The sequence below is a fragment of the Acetobacter orientalis genome, assembly GCF_000963965.1.
Taxonomy (GTDB): Bacteria; Pseudomonadota; Alphaproteobacteria; order Acetobacterales; family Acetobacteraceae; genus Acetobacter; species Acetobacter orientalis.
Genome location: NZ_BAMX01000006.1, coordinates 85,776 through 101,346, shown reverse-complemented (window position 1 = coordinate 101,346; position 15,571 = coordinate 85,776). Strand labels below are relative to the sequence as shown.

Below are 15,571 nucleotides of genomic sequence, written 5' to 3'. Positions count from 1 at the left end.
GTCTTAAATACTGGGTTCTTTTATATCGGGGCGGTAAAGCGCTTTTACTACCCACCCCGTATTTTTGTGCGGGTTACTCGGGCTGCGCAGGCAAAGTAAACGTACCTGCCGGAATGCTCACACCATCATGCACATCAAACAGTGTTACCCGTGTTTCCCGCCCTTGGGCATCCACCACGCTCCAAGACCGCAGGGCCAGTGGGGTTTGGTAAAACACCAAGGTCAGGCTGCCATCTCCGGGGGCGGCAGTGCGCACCAAAGACACCTCAAGCAATCCGTTTTCATGCGAAAAACCCGTTACCGTTACATCACCCGATAACCGCACATTCTGGCGCAAAAGCAGCCCAAGCGGCGTGCGATCCATGGGAATAACGGTGGTTTGGTCTAGCTCGTTATCCCGAAACACCACCTTGCCATCGTTCGCTACCAGTAAAAGCGGCGTTGGGGCATCGTAGGCTAGGCGCATCTGGCCGGGGCGCTGCATCCATACTGTGCCGGTCGTGCGCTTGCCTTCCGCATCAAGCTGCTGCATGCGCGCTTTAAAAGTGGTGACAGCGTTAAGCGTTTGCTCAATACGCGCCAGCCATGCTTGGTCTGCTTTGCTCAGCACAGCGGCCTCGGGCGCATTTTCCTGCCCCGGCACAGACATTTGCGGCCCACTTTGCTGGGCCTGCGCAAGCGGTACCCCGCTTATGTTCCCCAAAACCAAACCCGCAAGTAGCAGGCACTTAAAAGAGGCAAACGCACGCAAAGCGGGTTTCATTTGTTTGGTCATTCCCAGTTCATGGCCTATTTCACGACAAGACCCATAAGCAGACAAAATACCTGCGTTTTTATTATGGCATGGCTGTTTACGGCCAAACACACCCTTAAACATGAAACAAACCAGCCAACAGCGCCAAAGCTATAGCCACACCAATTTCTCGGTTAAAACGAAACTGCGCCAAACAGAGTTTGGGGTTATGGGGCATAATGCTTTGGGCTTGGCGTGCCAGCATAATACCCGGCAGCACCATAGCAGGCCACACCAGCCAGCTTGCCCCGGCCAAAACACTTGCCACAGCTAAGCATACCAGCATGGCAGCGTAGCACACGCCAATAAACCCACGGGCTTTCTCTACCCATAACCGCGATGTTGATTTTACGCCAATACGGGCATCATCTTCCATGTCTTGAAAGCCATAGATGGTATCAAACCCAAGCTGCCAGAAAATGGTTGCGGCATAGAGCGCTGCCTGCGCCCAAGACAAATGGCCAGCCGCCGCTGCGTAGCCCATGGGGGCCCCAAACCCAAAGGTAAAGCCCATTACCAGTTGCGGCCACCATGTAAACCGCTTGGCCAGTGGGTAAAGCGCCACCAAAACAAGGGAAGACACACCCAAAACCCAAGACAGCGTATTAAGCTGCACCAGCACACCCAAACCAATAGCCAAGAGCAAGGCCAAAAACAGGGTGGCCTGCTTCATGCTTAATGCGCCAGAGGCTAACGGGCGGCCTGCTGTACGCGCCACTTGCCGGTCTATGTCTCTGTCCCACATGTCATTCACAACACAGCCTGCGCCACGCATAACAAGGCTGCCTATGCCAAACAGCACAATAAGGCGCAGGCGCTCCGTGGCGGCTACATCTTGGGGCAGTAAAATACCCCATACACCGGGCAAAAACAGCAGCCATGTTCCTACAGGCCGGTCAAGGCGCGCCAGCAGGGCGTAAGGGCGCAACGCAGGCGGCAGGCGGGCAATCCAGCCAGAAACCTGAATATCTGTATGGGGTGTTGTGGCAGAAACAGACACGGGGCAGCTACGTCCTTAAGTGGGTTTGAAGAACTGGGGCGGGTATGCCACACATCATAGGCTTGCATGAAGGGCTTTGCATTACGCACCATTCCTGCCTAAACCCAAAGCTCTTCTTTGCCGGGCCGCTTTGCCCGCTTTTGAGCTTTACCGCATTTTGAGCCAGCCCCATGAGCACACACGCCCACCTGCCCCGCCTTTACCTTGCACCACAAGAGCTACCACATGCCGCAAAAGGCGTTTCCTACCCGTTACCGGCAACGCAGGCCCGCTACCTTGGTACGGTATTGCGTAAACAAGCAGGCGACCTTTTGCGTGTTTTTAACGCAGAAACAGGCGAGTGGCTGGCAACGCTAGACGGTGTGCGCAAAGACAAAGGCAGTTTTACCCTAACAGAGCAACTACGCGCCCCAACACCACAGCCTGCGCTGGTGCTTGCCTTTGCCCTGCTAAAACGCGATGCCACAGATATGGTGCTGCGTATGGGGACGGAACTGGGTGTAACCCGTTTTCTGCCACTCATTACCGAGCGCACCAACACACACCGCATTAACCTAGAGCGCCTGCACACCATAGCCACAGAAGCGGCAGAACAATGCGAACGCCTTGATATACCAACCATAGAAGAACCCACCCCCCTGCTGCACATGCTTGGTGTATGGCCACAAGACAGGCACCTGTTTGCAGCCATTGAGCGCACAGAAGCACGCAGCATTACAACCCCTGTGAGCCTGCATGCAGCCCGCCCCGGTGACGGGCTATTAATTGGGCCGGAGGGCGGGCTAAGTGATACAGAATGTCAGACGTTGCTCAACCGTAGCTTTATAGCGCCACTTTCTCTTGGCCCGCTGGTACTTAGGGCCGATACAGCCGTGGCTGCGGGGCTGGCTTTGCTTGGTCATGGCTTGCGCTCTGCGCAAGATTAGTCAGAATACGCTTTAACACCTTCGTTCTGGGTTGTGCCATGCGCCAACCTGCCCTTCAAGGAACAATAGAATCTCATGTCTAACGCCGTTGCCCAAGACGATACACCCGTACAGTCAATTTCCCAGTTGGTTGAAATTCTGGCGCAAGGGTGCAAGCCTCGTGAGCTTTGGCGCATTGGCACCGAGCATGAAAAATTTGGCTTTATTCGCCCAGAGGCCGCACAAAGCAGCGTAAGCCCGCAAAGCGGCCGCCCTGCTTATGCCGCCCCCCCTTACGCCCCTGCTGGCATTGAAGACATGCTAACCGGCCTGCGCCAAAGCGAACCAGATAACTGGCAACCCATTATGGATGCAGGCAGCATTATTGGCCTAAAAGGCCAAAACGATGCCAAAGGGGCTGGTATTTCTCTTGAGCCCGCGGGCCAGTTTGAGCTGTCTGGCGCACCGCTTGAAACCCTGCACCAAACCGCGCAGGAACTAAACGAACATTACGAGGCCGTGCGCCCACTGGCCCGCAAGCTAGGGCTTGGTTTTTCAGCCCTTGGCTTTCACCCCACCGCACCGCGTAGCGAACTGCCCTGGATGCCCAAAACCCGCTACGGCATTATGCGCAACTACATGCCCAAAGTGGGTAAACTTGGCCTAGACATGATGCAGCGCACCTGCACCGTGCAGGTAAACCTAGACTTTGGCTCCGAGCAGGACATGGTGCGCAAAATGCAGGTGTCTATGGCGCTGCAACCCGTGGCTACGGCGCTGTTTGCCAATTCGCCATTTGTAGAAGGTAAAGCTAACAATTACCTCTCTAACCGCGCACGGGTCTGGACAGATACAGACAACCAGCGCGCTGGCATGCCTGCCTGCGTTTTTGACAAAGACTTCAGCTTTGAAAAATACGTGGAGTGGGCGCTTGATGTGCCCATGTATTTTATTACCCGCAACGGCAAAATGCGCGATGTGGCAGGCCGCTCTTTCCGGGCATGGCTCAACGGAGACCGCCAAGACGGGCTGGAAGATGTACGCCCAACCCTAAGCGACTTTGAAGACCACCTGACAACAGCCTTCCCTGATGTGCGCCTCAAGCAGTTTTTAGAAATGCGCGGCGCAGATGCTGGCTCGGCTGAAATGATGGTAGCCCAGTCTGCCCTATGGGTTGGCCTGCTTTACGATGACGCCGCCCTAGAAGCCGCCTACGAACTGGTGCGCGAACGCCCGTGGGAAGACTACGCCAAGCTACGCGCCCTCGTACCCGCACAGGCGCTAGACACCCCGTGGGGTGAAGGCACCGTGCGCGACCTAGCCGCGCACATGGTGGGTATTGCCATGGACGGCCTGCAAAACCGTAACCATGTTGATGAAGAAACCGGGCAGGAAGAATGGGCCTACCTTGCCCCCCTAACAGCCCTAGCCGCGGGTGCCCCCACACAAGCTGAACGCTGGCTGGAGCGCTATTATGGTGCATGGATGGGCGATGCCAGCCGCATCTTCCTTGAAAGCGAAATCTAAACCAGCACACACGCGGCACCACACCAGCCGCGTGTTATTTTTTACAGCAACACGCTGTCTCTTAAGCCACCTGAGGTAAGCCACTTAGCCTTACTTCAGGCAGCCTAAACAGAACAAAGCACTGCCTTCCGGCACATAGAAATACTCCTGAAAGCCATTACTTTTTCGTAAAAAATTATGCCCCAAGTACGCCCTGTGGCTCCTAATTTTTAATTGCGCATAAACAGGCGGCTGGCGCTTAACGCGGCAGCAGCGGCGGCAACACAGCTTGCGGCAAGCAGGCAAGCCCGCGCACCCTCGTGCCCAAATTGCACAAAAAAGGCGGCTACCCCCATAGCGCCCACAGCCTGCCCAGCTTGGCGGGCCACCTGCACCAAACCACTGGCCCCGCCAGCCCTCGTGTGGGGTGCCGCTACCATCATGGCGCGGTTATTAGGGGGTTGAAAAAAGCCAAAACCCCACCCAGCTATGGCTGTACGCCATGCAATATCAAACACACTCGGTTGAAGCGGCAGTAACCACAGCAAAATAAAGCCCAGTGCCGTAACGCTTAGCCCAATAGAAGACAGCACACCGGCAGAAACGGTGTCGGCCACACGCCGTACAACTGGGGCTGCACACATAATACCAATGGGCCAAGGTGTAATAAGCAAACCTGTTAAAGCAGAGCCCAAACCCAACTCGTCATGCAATGTAAACGGCATAGACACAATGTAGAAGTTAGAGGCTACAAACCCGCCAAAGCCCGTTACAAACGCCACCGCAAATTCTGGCTTACCCAGCAAATCAACCGGAAAAATAGGCTGGGCCAAACCATGTTCACGCCGCACCAGCAACAACCCGCATGCAACCCCCAGCACCATAAGCCCGACCGATAACGCCAAGCCAGACCGGTGGGCCAAGCCATCTCCGCCCATAACAAGTGCGCCAAGCGCCAGCACGCACAAAAAACTGCCCAATACGTCAGATTTCTGGGTACTGCGCGGTACGGCGGGCAGGGCTTTAAAGGCCATAAACAAAGCTACAGCGCCTAATGGTAAGTTAATCCAGAACAGCCACGGCCAAGAGGCCATGCTCAAAATAGCCGCGGCCGCCGTGGGCCCAAGGGCCACCCCAACCGCAACCACCACCCCATTAAGGGCAATACCGCGCCCTATTTCTGCATGGGGGTAAATAAAGCGCACCAGTGCAATGTTCACGCTCATAATACAGGCGCCACCAATGCCCTGTATAACCCGCGCCGCTGCCAATAACGGTAAGGTGGGGGCCAAAGCGCACATAAGCGACGAGACCATGAAAATCATAATCCCGGTACGGCACAGCCGCGCAAAACCTACCTTGCTGCCTAATGCCGCCAATGGCAGGAGCGATATCAGGCTTGCAAGCTGGTACGCATTAACCACCCAAATGGAAGAAGAAGCCGACGCGTTAAGGTCGCGGGCAATATCAGGCAAAGCAACGTTGGCAATGGCGTAATCCAGCAAGGCCAAAAAAACCGACAACGACACCGCAAGCATAGCCAAGCTACGGCTAGAGCCGTGCAAACCATCAAATGGTGGGGGTGTGGGCTGAGTGTGCGCAAGTTCACTCATATTAGGCTGGCTCCTTGCGTTGGTTTTTTTTGCTTTGGCATCTGGCACTGTAACGGGCTTGCGCTGCCCCGCCTGTGTGCCACCCTCCCCCTTAAAGAGAAAGACCATTTTTGTACGGTTTGGCTACGTTTTGCCGCCTTTTTTCATTTTGAGACCGATTTAAACCTGCCTCAAACAAAACATGGCACAAAACCAGCCCCCAATGCCTCACACCCTAGCGACCAAGCGTGACCTCCCTAACCTGTGAAACATTTTAGGCACAGAGCCGCCTTACCCCTGTTGACAGCCTACACCTCTGGCACGCCATCATAGCGGGTATGACACCTCTGCTTGCCACCACCCTAACCGCCGCCGCCATTTTAAGCCTGATTATTCTTATCGGGTGGGTACGGCTTAACCCCTTTGTTACGCTCTTTGTGGTGTCACTCGGGTTGGCGTTGGTTACAGGCATGCCAGCAGAGCAAGCCATTAACGCGTTTGAGGCAGGCATGGGCCACGTCTTGGGCCATGTTGCAGGCGTTATTGCCCTTGGCACCATGCTTGGCAAAATACTGGCTGAAACAGGTGGCGCAGACCAAATTGCCCTTACCATTTCGCGCTTTGCAGGCAAAAAACGCCTAAACTGGGCCATGATGGTCATTGGCCTTTTAGTGGGGCTACCCGTTTTTTTTGAGGTCGGGTTTGTGCTGCTTATTCCGCTCGTGGTTATACTCAGCCGCCGTAACCAACTTGCTGTACCGTTTTTAGCATTTCCTATGGTGGCGGCACTCTCTGTAACCCATGCCATGGTGCCACCCCACCCGGCAGCCCTCTTGGCCATAACCGCCTACCACGCCAATACCGCCTATACCCTGTTTTGGGGGCTCGTTATTGGCACGCCCATAGCGGCTATAGCCGGGCCACTCTACGGGTATTTTTGTGTGCCCCGGTTAGGCCGCATAGAACCCACCGCCCTAGAAGAGCAATTTACCAGCCAGAGCCCACACGCCCGCCTGCCCTCTTTTACGCTCTCTTGCGCAACATTGCTTATGCCGGTTGTTTTAATGCTTGGGGGTGCCGTAGCAGAGCAGCTCTGGCCTAAAACAGCCTTAGCCTATCGGGTACTGCATTTTTTAGGCAACACCGACATTGCCTTACTTTGCGCCACCCTTATGGCGTTCTGGCTACTTGGGAGTTTAAGCGGTTTATCGCGCGAGACCGTTTTGCGCTTTTCCAACACCTGCTTGGCCCCTACAGCCAGCATTATGCTGCTGGTAGGCGCTGGCGGTGGCTTTGGCCGAGAATTAACAGAAAGCGGCCTCTCACACGCCATGACCAGCATGGCCTTGAGTGCGCATGTACCCCTGCTAGTACTGGCGTGGCTGTTAGCATTGTTGGTGCGTGTAGCAACAGGGTCTGCCACCGTGGCAACCACAACCGCCGCAGGTATTATTGGCCCTATTTTGGCAACCAGCCATTCAGTCTCGCCCGAACTGCTGGTTATTGCCACAGGGGCTGGCTCTGTAGGCCTGAGTTTAATGAACGATGCAGGTTTTTGGCAGATGAAAGAATACCTTGGTATGAACCTTTCTCAAACCCTGCGTAGCTGGACTGTTATAGAAACACTCATAGCCGTGCTGGGTTTGCTTATCTGCCTTCCCCTTTCATGGGTTATCCCTGCGTAAAGCCGTATTTAGCGGCTTTTACGCCCCGTTTCTGCATACGGGTTTTTGGTGCCGCGCAACTGCAACCTTATGGGCACGCCCGGCAGGTCAAATGTTTCGCGCATGCCGTTAACCAAATACCGTTTATAGTCATCTGGCAGCAGTTCTGCACGGGTGCCAAATAGCACAAACGTAGGTGGGCGCGACTTAACCTGCGTCATGTAACGCAGTTTCAAACGCCGCCCGTCAACCAATGGTGGGGCATGGCGCTCCAGCATGGATTCAAACCAGCGGTTTAGCTCACCAGTTGGTACACGCGCATTCCAGACCGTGCAGGCATCGCGCACAGCGGGGAGCAGGCGTTGCACCCCGGCCCCGGTCAGGGCCGAGAACGTAACAACCGGCACCCCACGCATCTGGGCCAGAGAAATACTCAAGCGGTCAAGAATAGCCTTGCGGGTTGCGTTGCGGTCTTCCACCACGTCCCACTTATTCAGGGCCAGTACGCACGCGCGGCCTTCACGCTCAATTAAGCGGGCAATTTGCAAATCTTGCTCATGCACACCCAATGTGGCGTCTAGCACCAACACAGCAACCTCTGCCATTTTCAGCGCCTCGATTGAGGCCGAAACAGACATTTTTTCCAAGGCTTCATCAATACGGGCTTTGCGGCGCAGGCCTGCCGTATCAACAATCTCAAACTGGTCGCCATCATCAAACAAAGTGGCTGCAATAGAATCCCGCGTCAGGCCCGGTTCTGGGCCTGTAATCATACGCTCTTCACCCAGCAGCGCATTCATCAGGGTTGATTTACCGGCATTAGGGCGGCCCACAATGGCAATACGCATAGGGCCAGGTGGGCGCGCAGGTAGTACCACCTCGCCTTCTTCCCCTTCGCCCTCAAACATGTCTTCGCCAAAGGCATCAGCCATAAAGTCAACTGGCTCAGGCTCTGGTGGCAGGTGGTCAACAATTTCTGCCATTAGGTCAGCAAGGCCTTCGCCATGCTCGGCAGAAACAGCCAGAGGTTCACCCAAGCCCAAAGAATAGGCCTCAAGCGCTGATGCCGCCCCCAAGCGCCCCTCTGCCTTATTGGCAATCAGCAAAATGGGGCGGTTTTGGCGGCGTACCCACTGGGCAAAATGCTCGTCAGACGGGGTAATACCCGCACGCGCATCAATACAGAACAACACCAAAGAGGCATCTGCCACCGCCCCTTCTGATGACGCACGCATGCGGCCAAACAGTGTTTCGGGGGCGGCTTCTTCTAACCCTGCGGTATCAATCAGGCGCACATAGCGGCCACGCACAAGGGCCAATCCCTCTTTACGGTCGCGGGTTACACCGGGGGTATCTGCCACCAGTGCCTGCCTGCGCCCAACCAAACGGTTAAAAAGAGTAGATTTGCCTACATTAGGGCGGCCAACAATGGCCACCACAGGTAAATCTGCAGAAGGAAGCGGCGCCACTGGCCGCATAGGCTTACGACGGTCAGCCATAAGAGCGGAGATTTCCGTCGTTTGTAATAATCAACATTTGCTCATCAACAATAATAGGCGGCACAAAAGACACCGCGTTAGACGGTTCGACAGCAATAATGCCGCCGGTAACCGGGTTAACCCGCACAACGCCATTGCCAGTTAGGGTGCTTAGGCACAGCAGTTCACCCCCTACCATAACGGGGCCTATCCACGTTACGATATCTTTGCTGACCTCAACCCGGCGGAAGCGGCGCAACTGCGTAATCCAGCGTACATGGCCAGACAGGCGGTCGATGCACACCAACTGCTCATCAAGAGACAGCACATACAACCAGTCCCCACTGCACAGAATGCTGTTTTGGCTGGCAACAGAGCGCTCCCACAGGCGGCGGCCTGTACGGATATCAATAGCGGCAAGAATTTGCGCCATGCTAACAGCGTACACCACGCTATCAACCACAACCGGCAAACCACGCACACAAGACAGGTTAAGCGTGCTGGCTTGGCTGTTAACGTTGCCCAGCATTTCGCTCCAGACAACCTCACCCGTTTCAGCACGGAAAGCAACGAGGTCGCCCCCGCCAAAACCAGCAATAACAACGCCGTTTACGTAAGCAGGTGCTGGCTGGCCAAACACCGTTGTGTCTGCCGGGGTGGCACCATAAGACCAAAGCTGGCGGCCATTTTTGGCTTCAAGCGCATAAAACTGCTCGTCCAGCGTGCCAAAAAACACGCGGCCATCTACCACCGTGGGGGCAGAGCGGCCGGGCGCATTAAGCCCTACGCGCCATTTGGGTTTACCCGTTGCCGCATTAATGGCAACAGCCTGTGCAATACCGCACACGGCATAAACCGTGTCGCCCTCAACTGCGATACCACCGCCCACATTGCTAGACGGCATGGAGCGGGGCTTGGGGTTAAATGTCCACAGGTGGGACATACGCGGCCAAGAATACGCACGGATAACGCCTTGGGCATCCATAAAATACAGGCGGCCGTTTTGAATAACGGGAGGGGACTGAATAAGCCCACGCCCCAAAGACCCCAAAGCAGCCCACGCCATAAAGTCTGGCTCGGAAATGCTTGCCCCAACAGACTTAGACCACCGCTCACGCAGGCCATGCCACGCGTAGTTGCTGCCCACATGGGTTGGAATACGGCCAACCTGTGGCCATTCAGACACCGTAATGGGTGCGGCTACCGTAATGGGGGTATGGTCTTCTTTGTCTATTTCAAGCTTACCGCCAGAAGACAGAACATCGGTACGGTGCCCGGCCAGCATGGGCTTTTCATCGTCTTCAAACATGCTGCAACCGGCCAGTGTTGGCACAAGGGCTGCCCCAGCAAGCAAAGAGCGGCGGGCAACGGCACCACCAACACGGGGAGAAGAACCTGTTTTGCTCATAAAATGCCTCACCCTGCCGAAGGATCGAGCGCTTGTGTCATGGCTTGTGCCCGACTTCTTACGCCTGCTGGTATGTCCTGCTCTACCGCAAGTGCGGCAAATGTTTTGCGGGCCTGTTCTGTATGGCCTTCACGCACGTCCAGAATACCCAATGCCTCTGTAGCCAGCCCGTGCCACGCTTTACCCTTACCGCTCAGCAAAGACAGCCGAGAGCGCAATGTCGCGGGGTCTCCGCCATCTAGCTGTTTTTGGCACCAGAGCAAGTTGGCAAGGTCACGCAGCAAAGGGTCTGCTTTTGGGTCTGCTTGTACGCTGTCCCATGCGGCCAATGCGGCTTTTACATCGCCATGTGCGGCTTGTACGCCGCCTTCTTGCAGCCGCGCCAAGGTTGCAATGCCGTGGGGGCCGGTTGCCACCACGTGTTGCAAACTCGCCAAACCAGCCTGCGCGGTTTCGCTTAAAGGGGTAATACCAGTTGTGGGTGCTGGTGGCAGGTGGTCTGTTTGGCGCAAAGCGCTCAAATACGCGCCAGTTGCGTTCAATGCCTCAGTTTTCTGGGCAGAAATATGCCACGACCAAGCCCCTGCCCCAACCAGAACAGCCGCAATAACGCCTATACCCAACCCGGCATAGCGGCGCGCGGTCTGGCGCATGCGCTCAGCCTTCAATTCGGCATCAACTTCCTTGAAAACATCTTCTGCCACGTCTGGCCCGTTCCCGTTCTGGCTTAAACATAATAACTCATGGCAATATCTGCCCTACCAGCGCGCATCATACAAGGCCATTCCTGAAAGACAGCCCCAAGAGGGCACCCCAAATAAGCCGGGGGCTGTGCCTTTCAGGGCTAGGGTTGCCTTTTGCTACCGGCTTATCTGCCAGACTTATTTAGCAGCAAACTTACTGCTGCCTGCTTTAAGGGCTGCTGTCATATGTGCAAAATTAGCGGCAATATGCTTTTGCACGGCAGCGCTACCTTCGTGCACGTAAGCAATTTTTTCTTTGGCTTCGTTGCTAATAGCCGTTTCCTGCTTATTGGCTGTTTTGGCCACACAGGTGTTGTAGGCACGCGCAGCTTTTTGGTACGCGGTCGCTTTATCTACACTGGCGTTATAATGCTCAACCGTAGACACATCGAGCGTAGGCATAGCTGGCTCTGTCCCGCAGTCTGCCGCACTCCAACTACCCGCCGCGTAAGCCGCCTTAGCACCTACCGGCAGCACGGCAACAGCCGCCAATACGGTTGCCAAAGACAACCCCTTAAAAAAACCTTTCCTCATTTTTCTTTATATCCCTGTGGCTTACTACTTTGGATAGCCTGCCCTAACACCAAGGTAAAATTCAGGCAGCCAAAGCAACTGGCTTCTCTTGGCATAAGGTTTGCAAATGTCTAGCCCCAGCGCGCACAGATTTTTTGCGCCAAGGCCCGGCATGCCCTAGCTTGGAAAAAAACAGGCAGCAGTATAGACCAACACGCATGCGCATTCTCTTTATTACGGCCACAAGACTGGGCGATGCAGTGCTTTCAACAGGCTTGCTGGCGCACTTGGTCAAAACCCTACCGAATGCACGTTTTACCGTTGCCTGTGGCCCAGTAGCGGCGGGGCTTTTCCAAAACCTGCCGGGACTCGAGCGCGTGCTGGTTATGGACAAAAAACGCTACGACCGACACTGGTTTGACCTCTGGAAAAGCTGCGTGCACCAAAAGTGGGACATGAGCATAGACCTACGCGGCTCTGCCGTTACGTTTCTGCTCCGCTCAGGCAAACGCATTATTATGCGTGGTGGCCGCCGCCCCGGCTTACGGCTTAACCATTTGGCACAAGCCCTGCACCTTAACCCACCACCACTCCCCACGGTATGGCTCAACGCAGCAGACCGTACCTGTGCTGCAAACTTACTACCAGAACATGTGCCCCTTATTGCCCTTGGCCCCACAGCCAACTGGGCAGGCAAAATCTGGCCCACAGAGCGCTACCTTCCCCTATGGCAGCACCTTAACGCGGTATACCCCACGGCCCGGCCAGTTATTGTCTATGGCCCCGGCCAGCAAGAGCGTAACTTGGCAGAACCCGTGCTGCGCACCCTGCCCAACGCGATTGATGCCGGGGGGCATTACACCCTTACACAAGTTGCTGCCATTTTTGCCCGTTGCCGCCTGTATTGCGGCAATGACTCCGGGCTTATGCACTTGGCAGCCGCAACCGGCACCCCCACGTTAGGGCTGTTTGGCCGGTCTAAAGCCTCAGAATACGCACCTTCGGGTTTACATACCGCGTGGGTTGTTGCCCCCGGCCCAGAGGGAGACGCCCCCATGACCGGCCTAGACGTAAAAACGGTTGCGCAGGCAGCCCTCTCTCTTTTGGCAAACACTGCGGAACCCAAAGCATGACCCAGCCCGCCAGCCTCCCCCACCAGACGCTGCGTGTGGCCCATGTTATGGCCGGGGCAGCAACCGGCGGGGCCGAACTGTTTTTTGAGCGGCTTTGCACAGCACAAGCAGCCAGTGGGCTCTCGGTATTACCCATTATAAGGCGCGAGCCAGCCCGTGCCGCACGCATGCAGGCAGAGGGGGCCCCTCCAACGCAACTCCGCTTTGGTGGCTTATTAGACCTTGCAACCCGCCCCCGCCTACGCAGCGCTTTAAATGCCTTTGCCCCCCGCGTAACCGTGGCATGGATGAACCGCGCCGCGCGCTTTACCCCCAAAGGGCCATGGGTACTGGCCGGGCGATTAGGCGGGTTTTATGACCTGTCTTATTACAAACGCTGCGACCACCTCATTGGTAACACCCACGGCCTTGTACGCTGGATGAAGCAAGAAGGCTGGCCCGCACACCGCGTACACTACCTACCCAACTTTGCCACCGACCTAGCCCCCACTCCCCCACACCGCCCCGCAGGCGTACCAGAGGGCGCCCCCTTTGTGCTGGCCCTTGGCCGCTTGCACACCAACAAAGCGTTTGATGTGCTTATTAGGGCCATGCGCTTTTTACCCGGTGTCTGGCTGGTTATTTGTGGCGAAGGGCCAGAACGTACCGCCCTAGAAACCTTAGCCAAGCAAGAAGGCGTTGCTGAGCGTGTGCTTATGCTCGGCTGGTCAACTCAGCCGGGTGGGTTAATAAAAGCCTGCTCGGTACTGGTTTGCCCCTCTCGCCACGAACCACTGGGCAATGTGGTTATAGAAGGGTTTTCTGCCAACAAACCTGTTGTGGCTGCGGCCTCACAAGGGCCAACGGAGCTCATACGTTCTGGCGAAAACGGGCTATTAGCCCCAAAGGAAGACGCACAGGCTCTGGCACACCACATTGGCACCGTGCTGGAAGACCCAAACCTCGCCGCCCGTTTAGCTGCCGCTGGCCGTGCAGACTACACCCACACATTTGCTCCAGCCCCCGTGTTAGCAGCATGGCAAACGTTTCTTAGCACTGTGGAGCACGCTTAAATGTGCGGCATTGGCGGCATTGTTTACAAACCCGGCGCCCAAGCCCTACCGCAAGATGTGCTCGACCGTATGGCCGCTGCCTTGCGCCACCGTGGGCCAGATGGCGTCCATTTTGCCCGCCTTGCCCAAGCAGACCTTATACACACCCGGCTTTCTATTATTGACCTAGCTGGCGGCGACCAACCCCTTACCGCAGGTACCGGCACCCTTATTGCCAATGGCGAAATTTACAACGACCCCCAACTGCGCGCACAAATAGGGCCAGAGCATTTTAAAACCGGGAGTGATTGTGAATCCCCCCTACGCGTATGGCAGCGTGAGGGTACACACTATACTGCCCACCTAAGGGGCATGTACGCCATTGCCTTATATGATAGCGCCAAAAACGAGCTCCTCCTCTCCCGAGACCCCTTTGGCATCAAACCCCTGTACCTTACCGAATTTTCGGGCGGCATTGCCTTTGCCTCCGAGCCAGAAGTGTTACTGGCAGCAGGCCTAAGCCCCCGCACACTCAACACCCAAGCCCGCACAGAACTCCTGCAAATTCAGTTTACCACAGGCCGCAACACTATTTTTGAGGGCATAGACCGCGTACTGCCCGGCGAGACAATCCGTATTGTACACGGCAGCATTGTTGAGCGGCAAACCCGCCCGGCCCTACCCGCTGTAACCCGGCCTCTCCCTATGCTTTCAGAGGAACAAGCCCTTAAACAGCTCGACCACGCCATAATGGACAGTGTGCAGGCCCATGAGCGGGCCGATGTACCCTTTGGGCTGTTTTTATCTGGCGGCATAGATAGCGCCACCCTGCTTACCGCCATGCAGCGCCTACCCCGCACAGCCCCGCTCAAAACATGGACAGCCGTGTTTGATGCACCAAACGCCGCAAACGAAGCACAAACCGCTGCGACCCTAGCCCATGCAGCACAGGCCGAGCACGAAACCCTTACCCTAACTGCCCCTATGGTCTGGGCACATCTACCAGCCATTGCCGCCTGCATGGACGACCCAGCGGCAGACTACGCCATTATTCCCACATGGTTTTTAGCCCGCAAAGCCGCCCAAGATGTACGGGTTATTCTATCTGGCGAAGGCGGAGATGAACTGTTTTGCGGGTATGGCCGCTACCGCACAGCCGCCCGCCCGTGGTGGCGTGGTGGCCGCCGCATGTGGCGGCACGGCATGTTTGATGGGCTAGACGTTTTACGCACCTCCCCAAAAAACTGGCGCGAAGGCCTGAATGCGGCTGAACACACAGCACACGCTGGCCCGACAAAACTCTCCGCCCTGCAAGCGCTTGATATAGCGGAATGGCTCCCAAACGACCTTTTGCTTAAACTCGACCGTTGCCTTATGGCCCACGGGCTAGAAGGGCGCACCCCCTTGCTAGACCCCGCGCTGGCTGCGTGCGCATGGCACCTGCCAGATACACTGCGTGTACAAGGCAATAAGGGCAAATGGCTCCTGCGCCGTTGGCTAGAACAGCACAACCCCGCGGCACACCCCTTTGCCCCTAAACAGGGTTTTACCGTACCCATTGGCACATGGATTGCCCAAAAAGGCCACCTGTTAGGCGCGCTTGTGGCCCAACAAGAGTGCATACAGGCCATTGCAAAACCCGAGCAGGTAAAGATGCTTTTTAAAACAGCAGACCAGCGCAAACAGGGGCCAGCCGCATGGACACTGCTCTTTTACGCTTTGTGGCACCGGACACATATTCGTGCGCTTGCCCCAGACGCTGATGTATTTGATACTCTCAGCCAGAACCCATAAGGACATTTTGC

The 15,571-nt window shown here is 56.0% G+C and carries 13 protein-coding genes; 6 read left to right on the top strand and 7 right to left on the bottom strand.

Annotated elements, in window-relative coordinates; all coding sequences use genetic code 11:
- Window positions 1–73: 73 nt before the first annotated feature.
- Together Abor_RS02150 and ubiA are read right to left on the bottom strand one after the other, a co-directional pair.
- A complete protein-coding gene (locus Abor_RS02150) occupies window positions 74–877 on the bottom strand; it encodes a LolA family protein (RefSeq protein WP_232015135.1) in 804 nt (267 codons plus the stop codon).
- Window positions 870–1,793: a 4-hydroxybenzoate octaprenyltransferase gene (gene ubiA / locus Abor_RS02145; protein WP_048840190.1), complete on the bottom strand. Its 924-nt coding sequence runs from the start codon at window positions 1,791–1,793 to the stop codon at window positions 870–872. Before ubiA ends, Abor_RS02150 begins: the two co-directional genes overlap by 8 nt.
- Before the next feature lie 170 nt (window positions 1,794–1,963).
- Between ubiA and Abor_RS02140 the strand changes: the two genes are divergently transcribed.
- A complete protein-coding gene (locus Abor_RS02140; RefSeq protein WP_048840189.1) occupies window positions 1,964–2,719 on the top strand; it encodes a 16S rRNA (uracil(1498)-N(3))-methyltransferase in 756 nt (251 codons plus the stop codon).
- Between the two features lie 75 nt (window positions 2,720–2,794).
- A complete protein-coding gene (locus Abor_RS02135) occupies window positions 2,795–4,225 on the top strand; it encodes a glutamate--cysteine ligase (protein WP_048840188.1) in 1,431 nt (476 codons plus the stop codon).
- A gap of 209 nt (window positions 4,226–4,434) precedes the next feature.
- On the opposite strand, the gene Abor_RS02130 is transcribed toward Abor_RS02135, so the two are convergent.
- Window positions 4,435–5,817, bottom strand: a complete 1,383-nt coding sequence (locus tag Abor_RS02130) for an MFS transporter (RefSeq protein WP_048840187.1) — start codon at window positions 5,815–5,817, stop codon at window positions 4,435–4,437.
- A 317-nt stretch (window positions 5,818–6,134) separates the two neighbouring features.
- Between Abor_RS02130 and Abor_RS02125 the strand changes: the two genes are divergently transcribed.
- Window positions 6,135–7,481 carry a GntT/GntP/DsdX family permease gene (locus Abor_RS02125; RefSeq protein WP_048840185.1) on the top strand — a complete coding sequence of 449 codons (1,347 nt, stop codon included), beginning with the start codon at window positions 6,135–6,137 and terminating at the stop codon, window positions 7,479–7,481.
- A gap of 8 nt (window positions 7,482–7,489) precedes the next feature.
- Here Abor_RS02125 and der read toward each other — a convergent pair whose 3' ends face one another.
- From der to Abor_RS02105, 4 genes are all read right to left on the bottom strand, one after another.
- Complete coding sequence (gene der, locus Abor_RS02120; protein ID WP_179193346.1) at window positions 7,490–8,938, bottom strand: ribosome biogenesis GTPase Der; 1,449 nt, start codon at window positions 8,936–8,938, stop codon at window positions 7,490–7,492.
- A 13-nt stretch (window positions 8,939–8,951) separates the two neighbouring features.
- A complete protein-coding gene (locus tag Abor_RS02115) occupies window positions 8,952–10,346 on the bottom strand; it encodes a PQQ-like beta-propeller repeat protein (RefSeq protein ID WP_048840183.1) in 1,395 nt (464 codons plus the stop codon).
- Between the two features lie 8 nt (window positions 10,347–10,354).
- Window positions 10,355–11,050 carry a tetratricopeptide repeat protein gene (locus Abor_RS02110; RefSeq protein ID WP_048840182.1) on the bottom strand — a complete coding sequence of 232 codons (696 nt, stop codon included), beginning with the start codon at window positions 11,048–11,050 and terminating at the stop codon, window positions 10,355–10,357.
- Window positions 11,051–11,227: 177 nt separating this feature from the next.
- Window positions 11,228–11,623, bottom strand: a complete 396-nt coding sequence (locus Abor_RS02105) for a hypothetical protein (RefSeq protein WP_048840181.1) — start codon at window positions 11,621–11,623, stop codon at window positions 11,228–11,230.
- Between the two features lie 197 nt (window positions 11,624–11,820).
- Here Abor_RS02105 and Abor_RS02100 point away from each other — a divergent pair, with 197 nt between their 5' ends.
- Genes Abor_RS02100 through asnB form a run of 3 tightly spaced genes read left to right on the top strand, consistent with a single transcriptional unit; the run spans window position 11,821 to window position 15,560 of the window.
- A complete protein-coding gene (locus Abor_RS02100) occupies window positions 11,821–12,735 on the top strand; it encodes a glycosyltransferase family 9 protein (RefSeq protein WP_048840180.1) in 915 nt (304 codons plus the stop codon).
- Window positions 12,732–13,787: a glycosyltransferase gene (locus tag Abor_RS02095; RefSeq protein ID WP_048840179.1), complete on the top strand. Its 1,056-nt coding sequence runs from the start codon at window positions 12,732–12,734 to the stop codon at window positions 13,785–13,787. Before Abor_RS02100 ends, Abor_RS02095 begins: the two co-directional genes overlap by 4 nt.
- The gene (gene asnB, locus Abor_RS02090; RefSeq protein ID WP_048840178.1) at window positions 13,788–15,560 is read left to right on the top strand and encodes an asparagine synthase (glutamine-hydrolyzing); all 1,773 of its coding nucleotides are present in this window, start codon (window positions 13,788–13,790) and stop codon (window positions 15,558–15,560) included.
- The last annotated feature ends 11 nt before the right edge of the window (window positions 15,561–15,571 follow it).

What these genes read in the sequence shown, in the direction of transcription:
- asnB (WP_048840178.1), top strand. Translation starts at nt 13,788, where the DNA reads ATGTGCGGCATTGGCGGCATTGTTTACAAACCCGGCGCCCAAGCCCTA.
- der (WP_179193346.1), bottom strand. Translation starts at nt 8,938, where the DNA reads ATGCGGCCAGTGGCGCCGCTTCCTTCTGCAGATTTACCTGTGGTGGCC.
- Abor_RS02150 (WP_232015135.1), bottom strand. Translation starts at nt 877, where the DNA reads ATGTTTAAGGGTGTGTTTGGCCGTAAACAGCCATGCCATAATAAAAAC.
- Abor_RS02100 (WP_048840180.1), top strand. Translation starts at nt 11,821, where the DNA reads ATGCGCATTCTCTTTATTACGGCCACAAGACTGGGCGATGCAGTGCTT.
- Abor_RS02140 (WP_048840189.1), top strand. Translation starts at nt 1,964, where the DNA reads ATGAGCACACACGCCCACCTGCCCCGCCTTTACCTTGCACCACAAGAG.
- Abor_RS02095 (WP_048840179.1), top strand. Translation starts at nt 12,732, where the DNA reads ATGACCCAGCCCGCCAGCCTCCCCCACCAGACGCTGCGTGTGGCCCAT.
- Abor_RS02115 (WP_048840183.1), bottom strand. Translation starts at nt 10,346, where the DNA reads ATGAGCAAAACAGGTTCTTCTCCCCGTGTTGGTGGTGCCGTTGCCCGC.
- Abor_RS02105 (WP_048840181.1), bottom strand. Translation starts at nt 11,623, where the DNA reads ATGAGGAAAGGTTTTTTTAAGGGGTTGTCTTTGGCAACCGTATTGGCG.
- Abor_RS02125 (WP_048840185.1), top strand. Translation starts at nt 6,135, where the DNA reads ATGACACCTCTGCTTGCCACCACCCTAACCGCCGCCGCCATTTTAAGC.
- Abor_RS02130 (WP_048840187.1), bottom strand. Translation starts at nt 5,817, where the DNA reads ATGAGTGAACTTGCGCACACTCAGCCCACACCCCCACCATTTGATGGT.
- Abor_RS02135 (WP_048840188.1), top strand. Translation starts at nt 2,795, where the DNA reads ATGTCTAACGCCGTTGCCCAAGACGATACACCCGTACAGTCAATTTCC.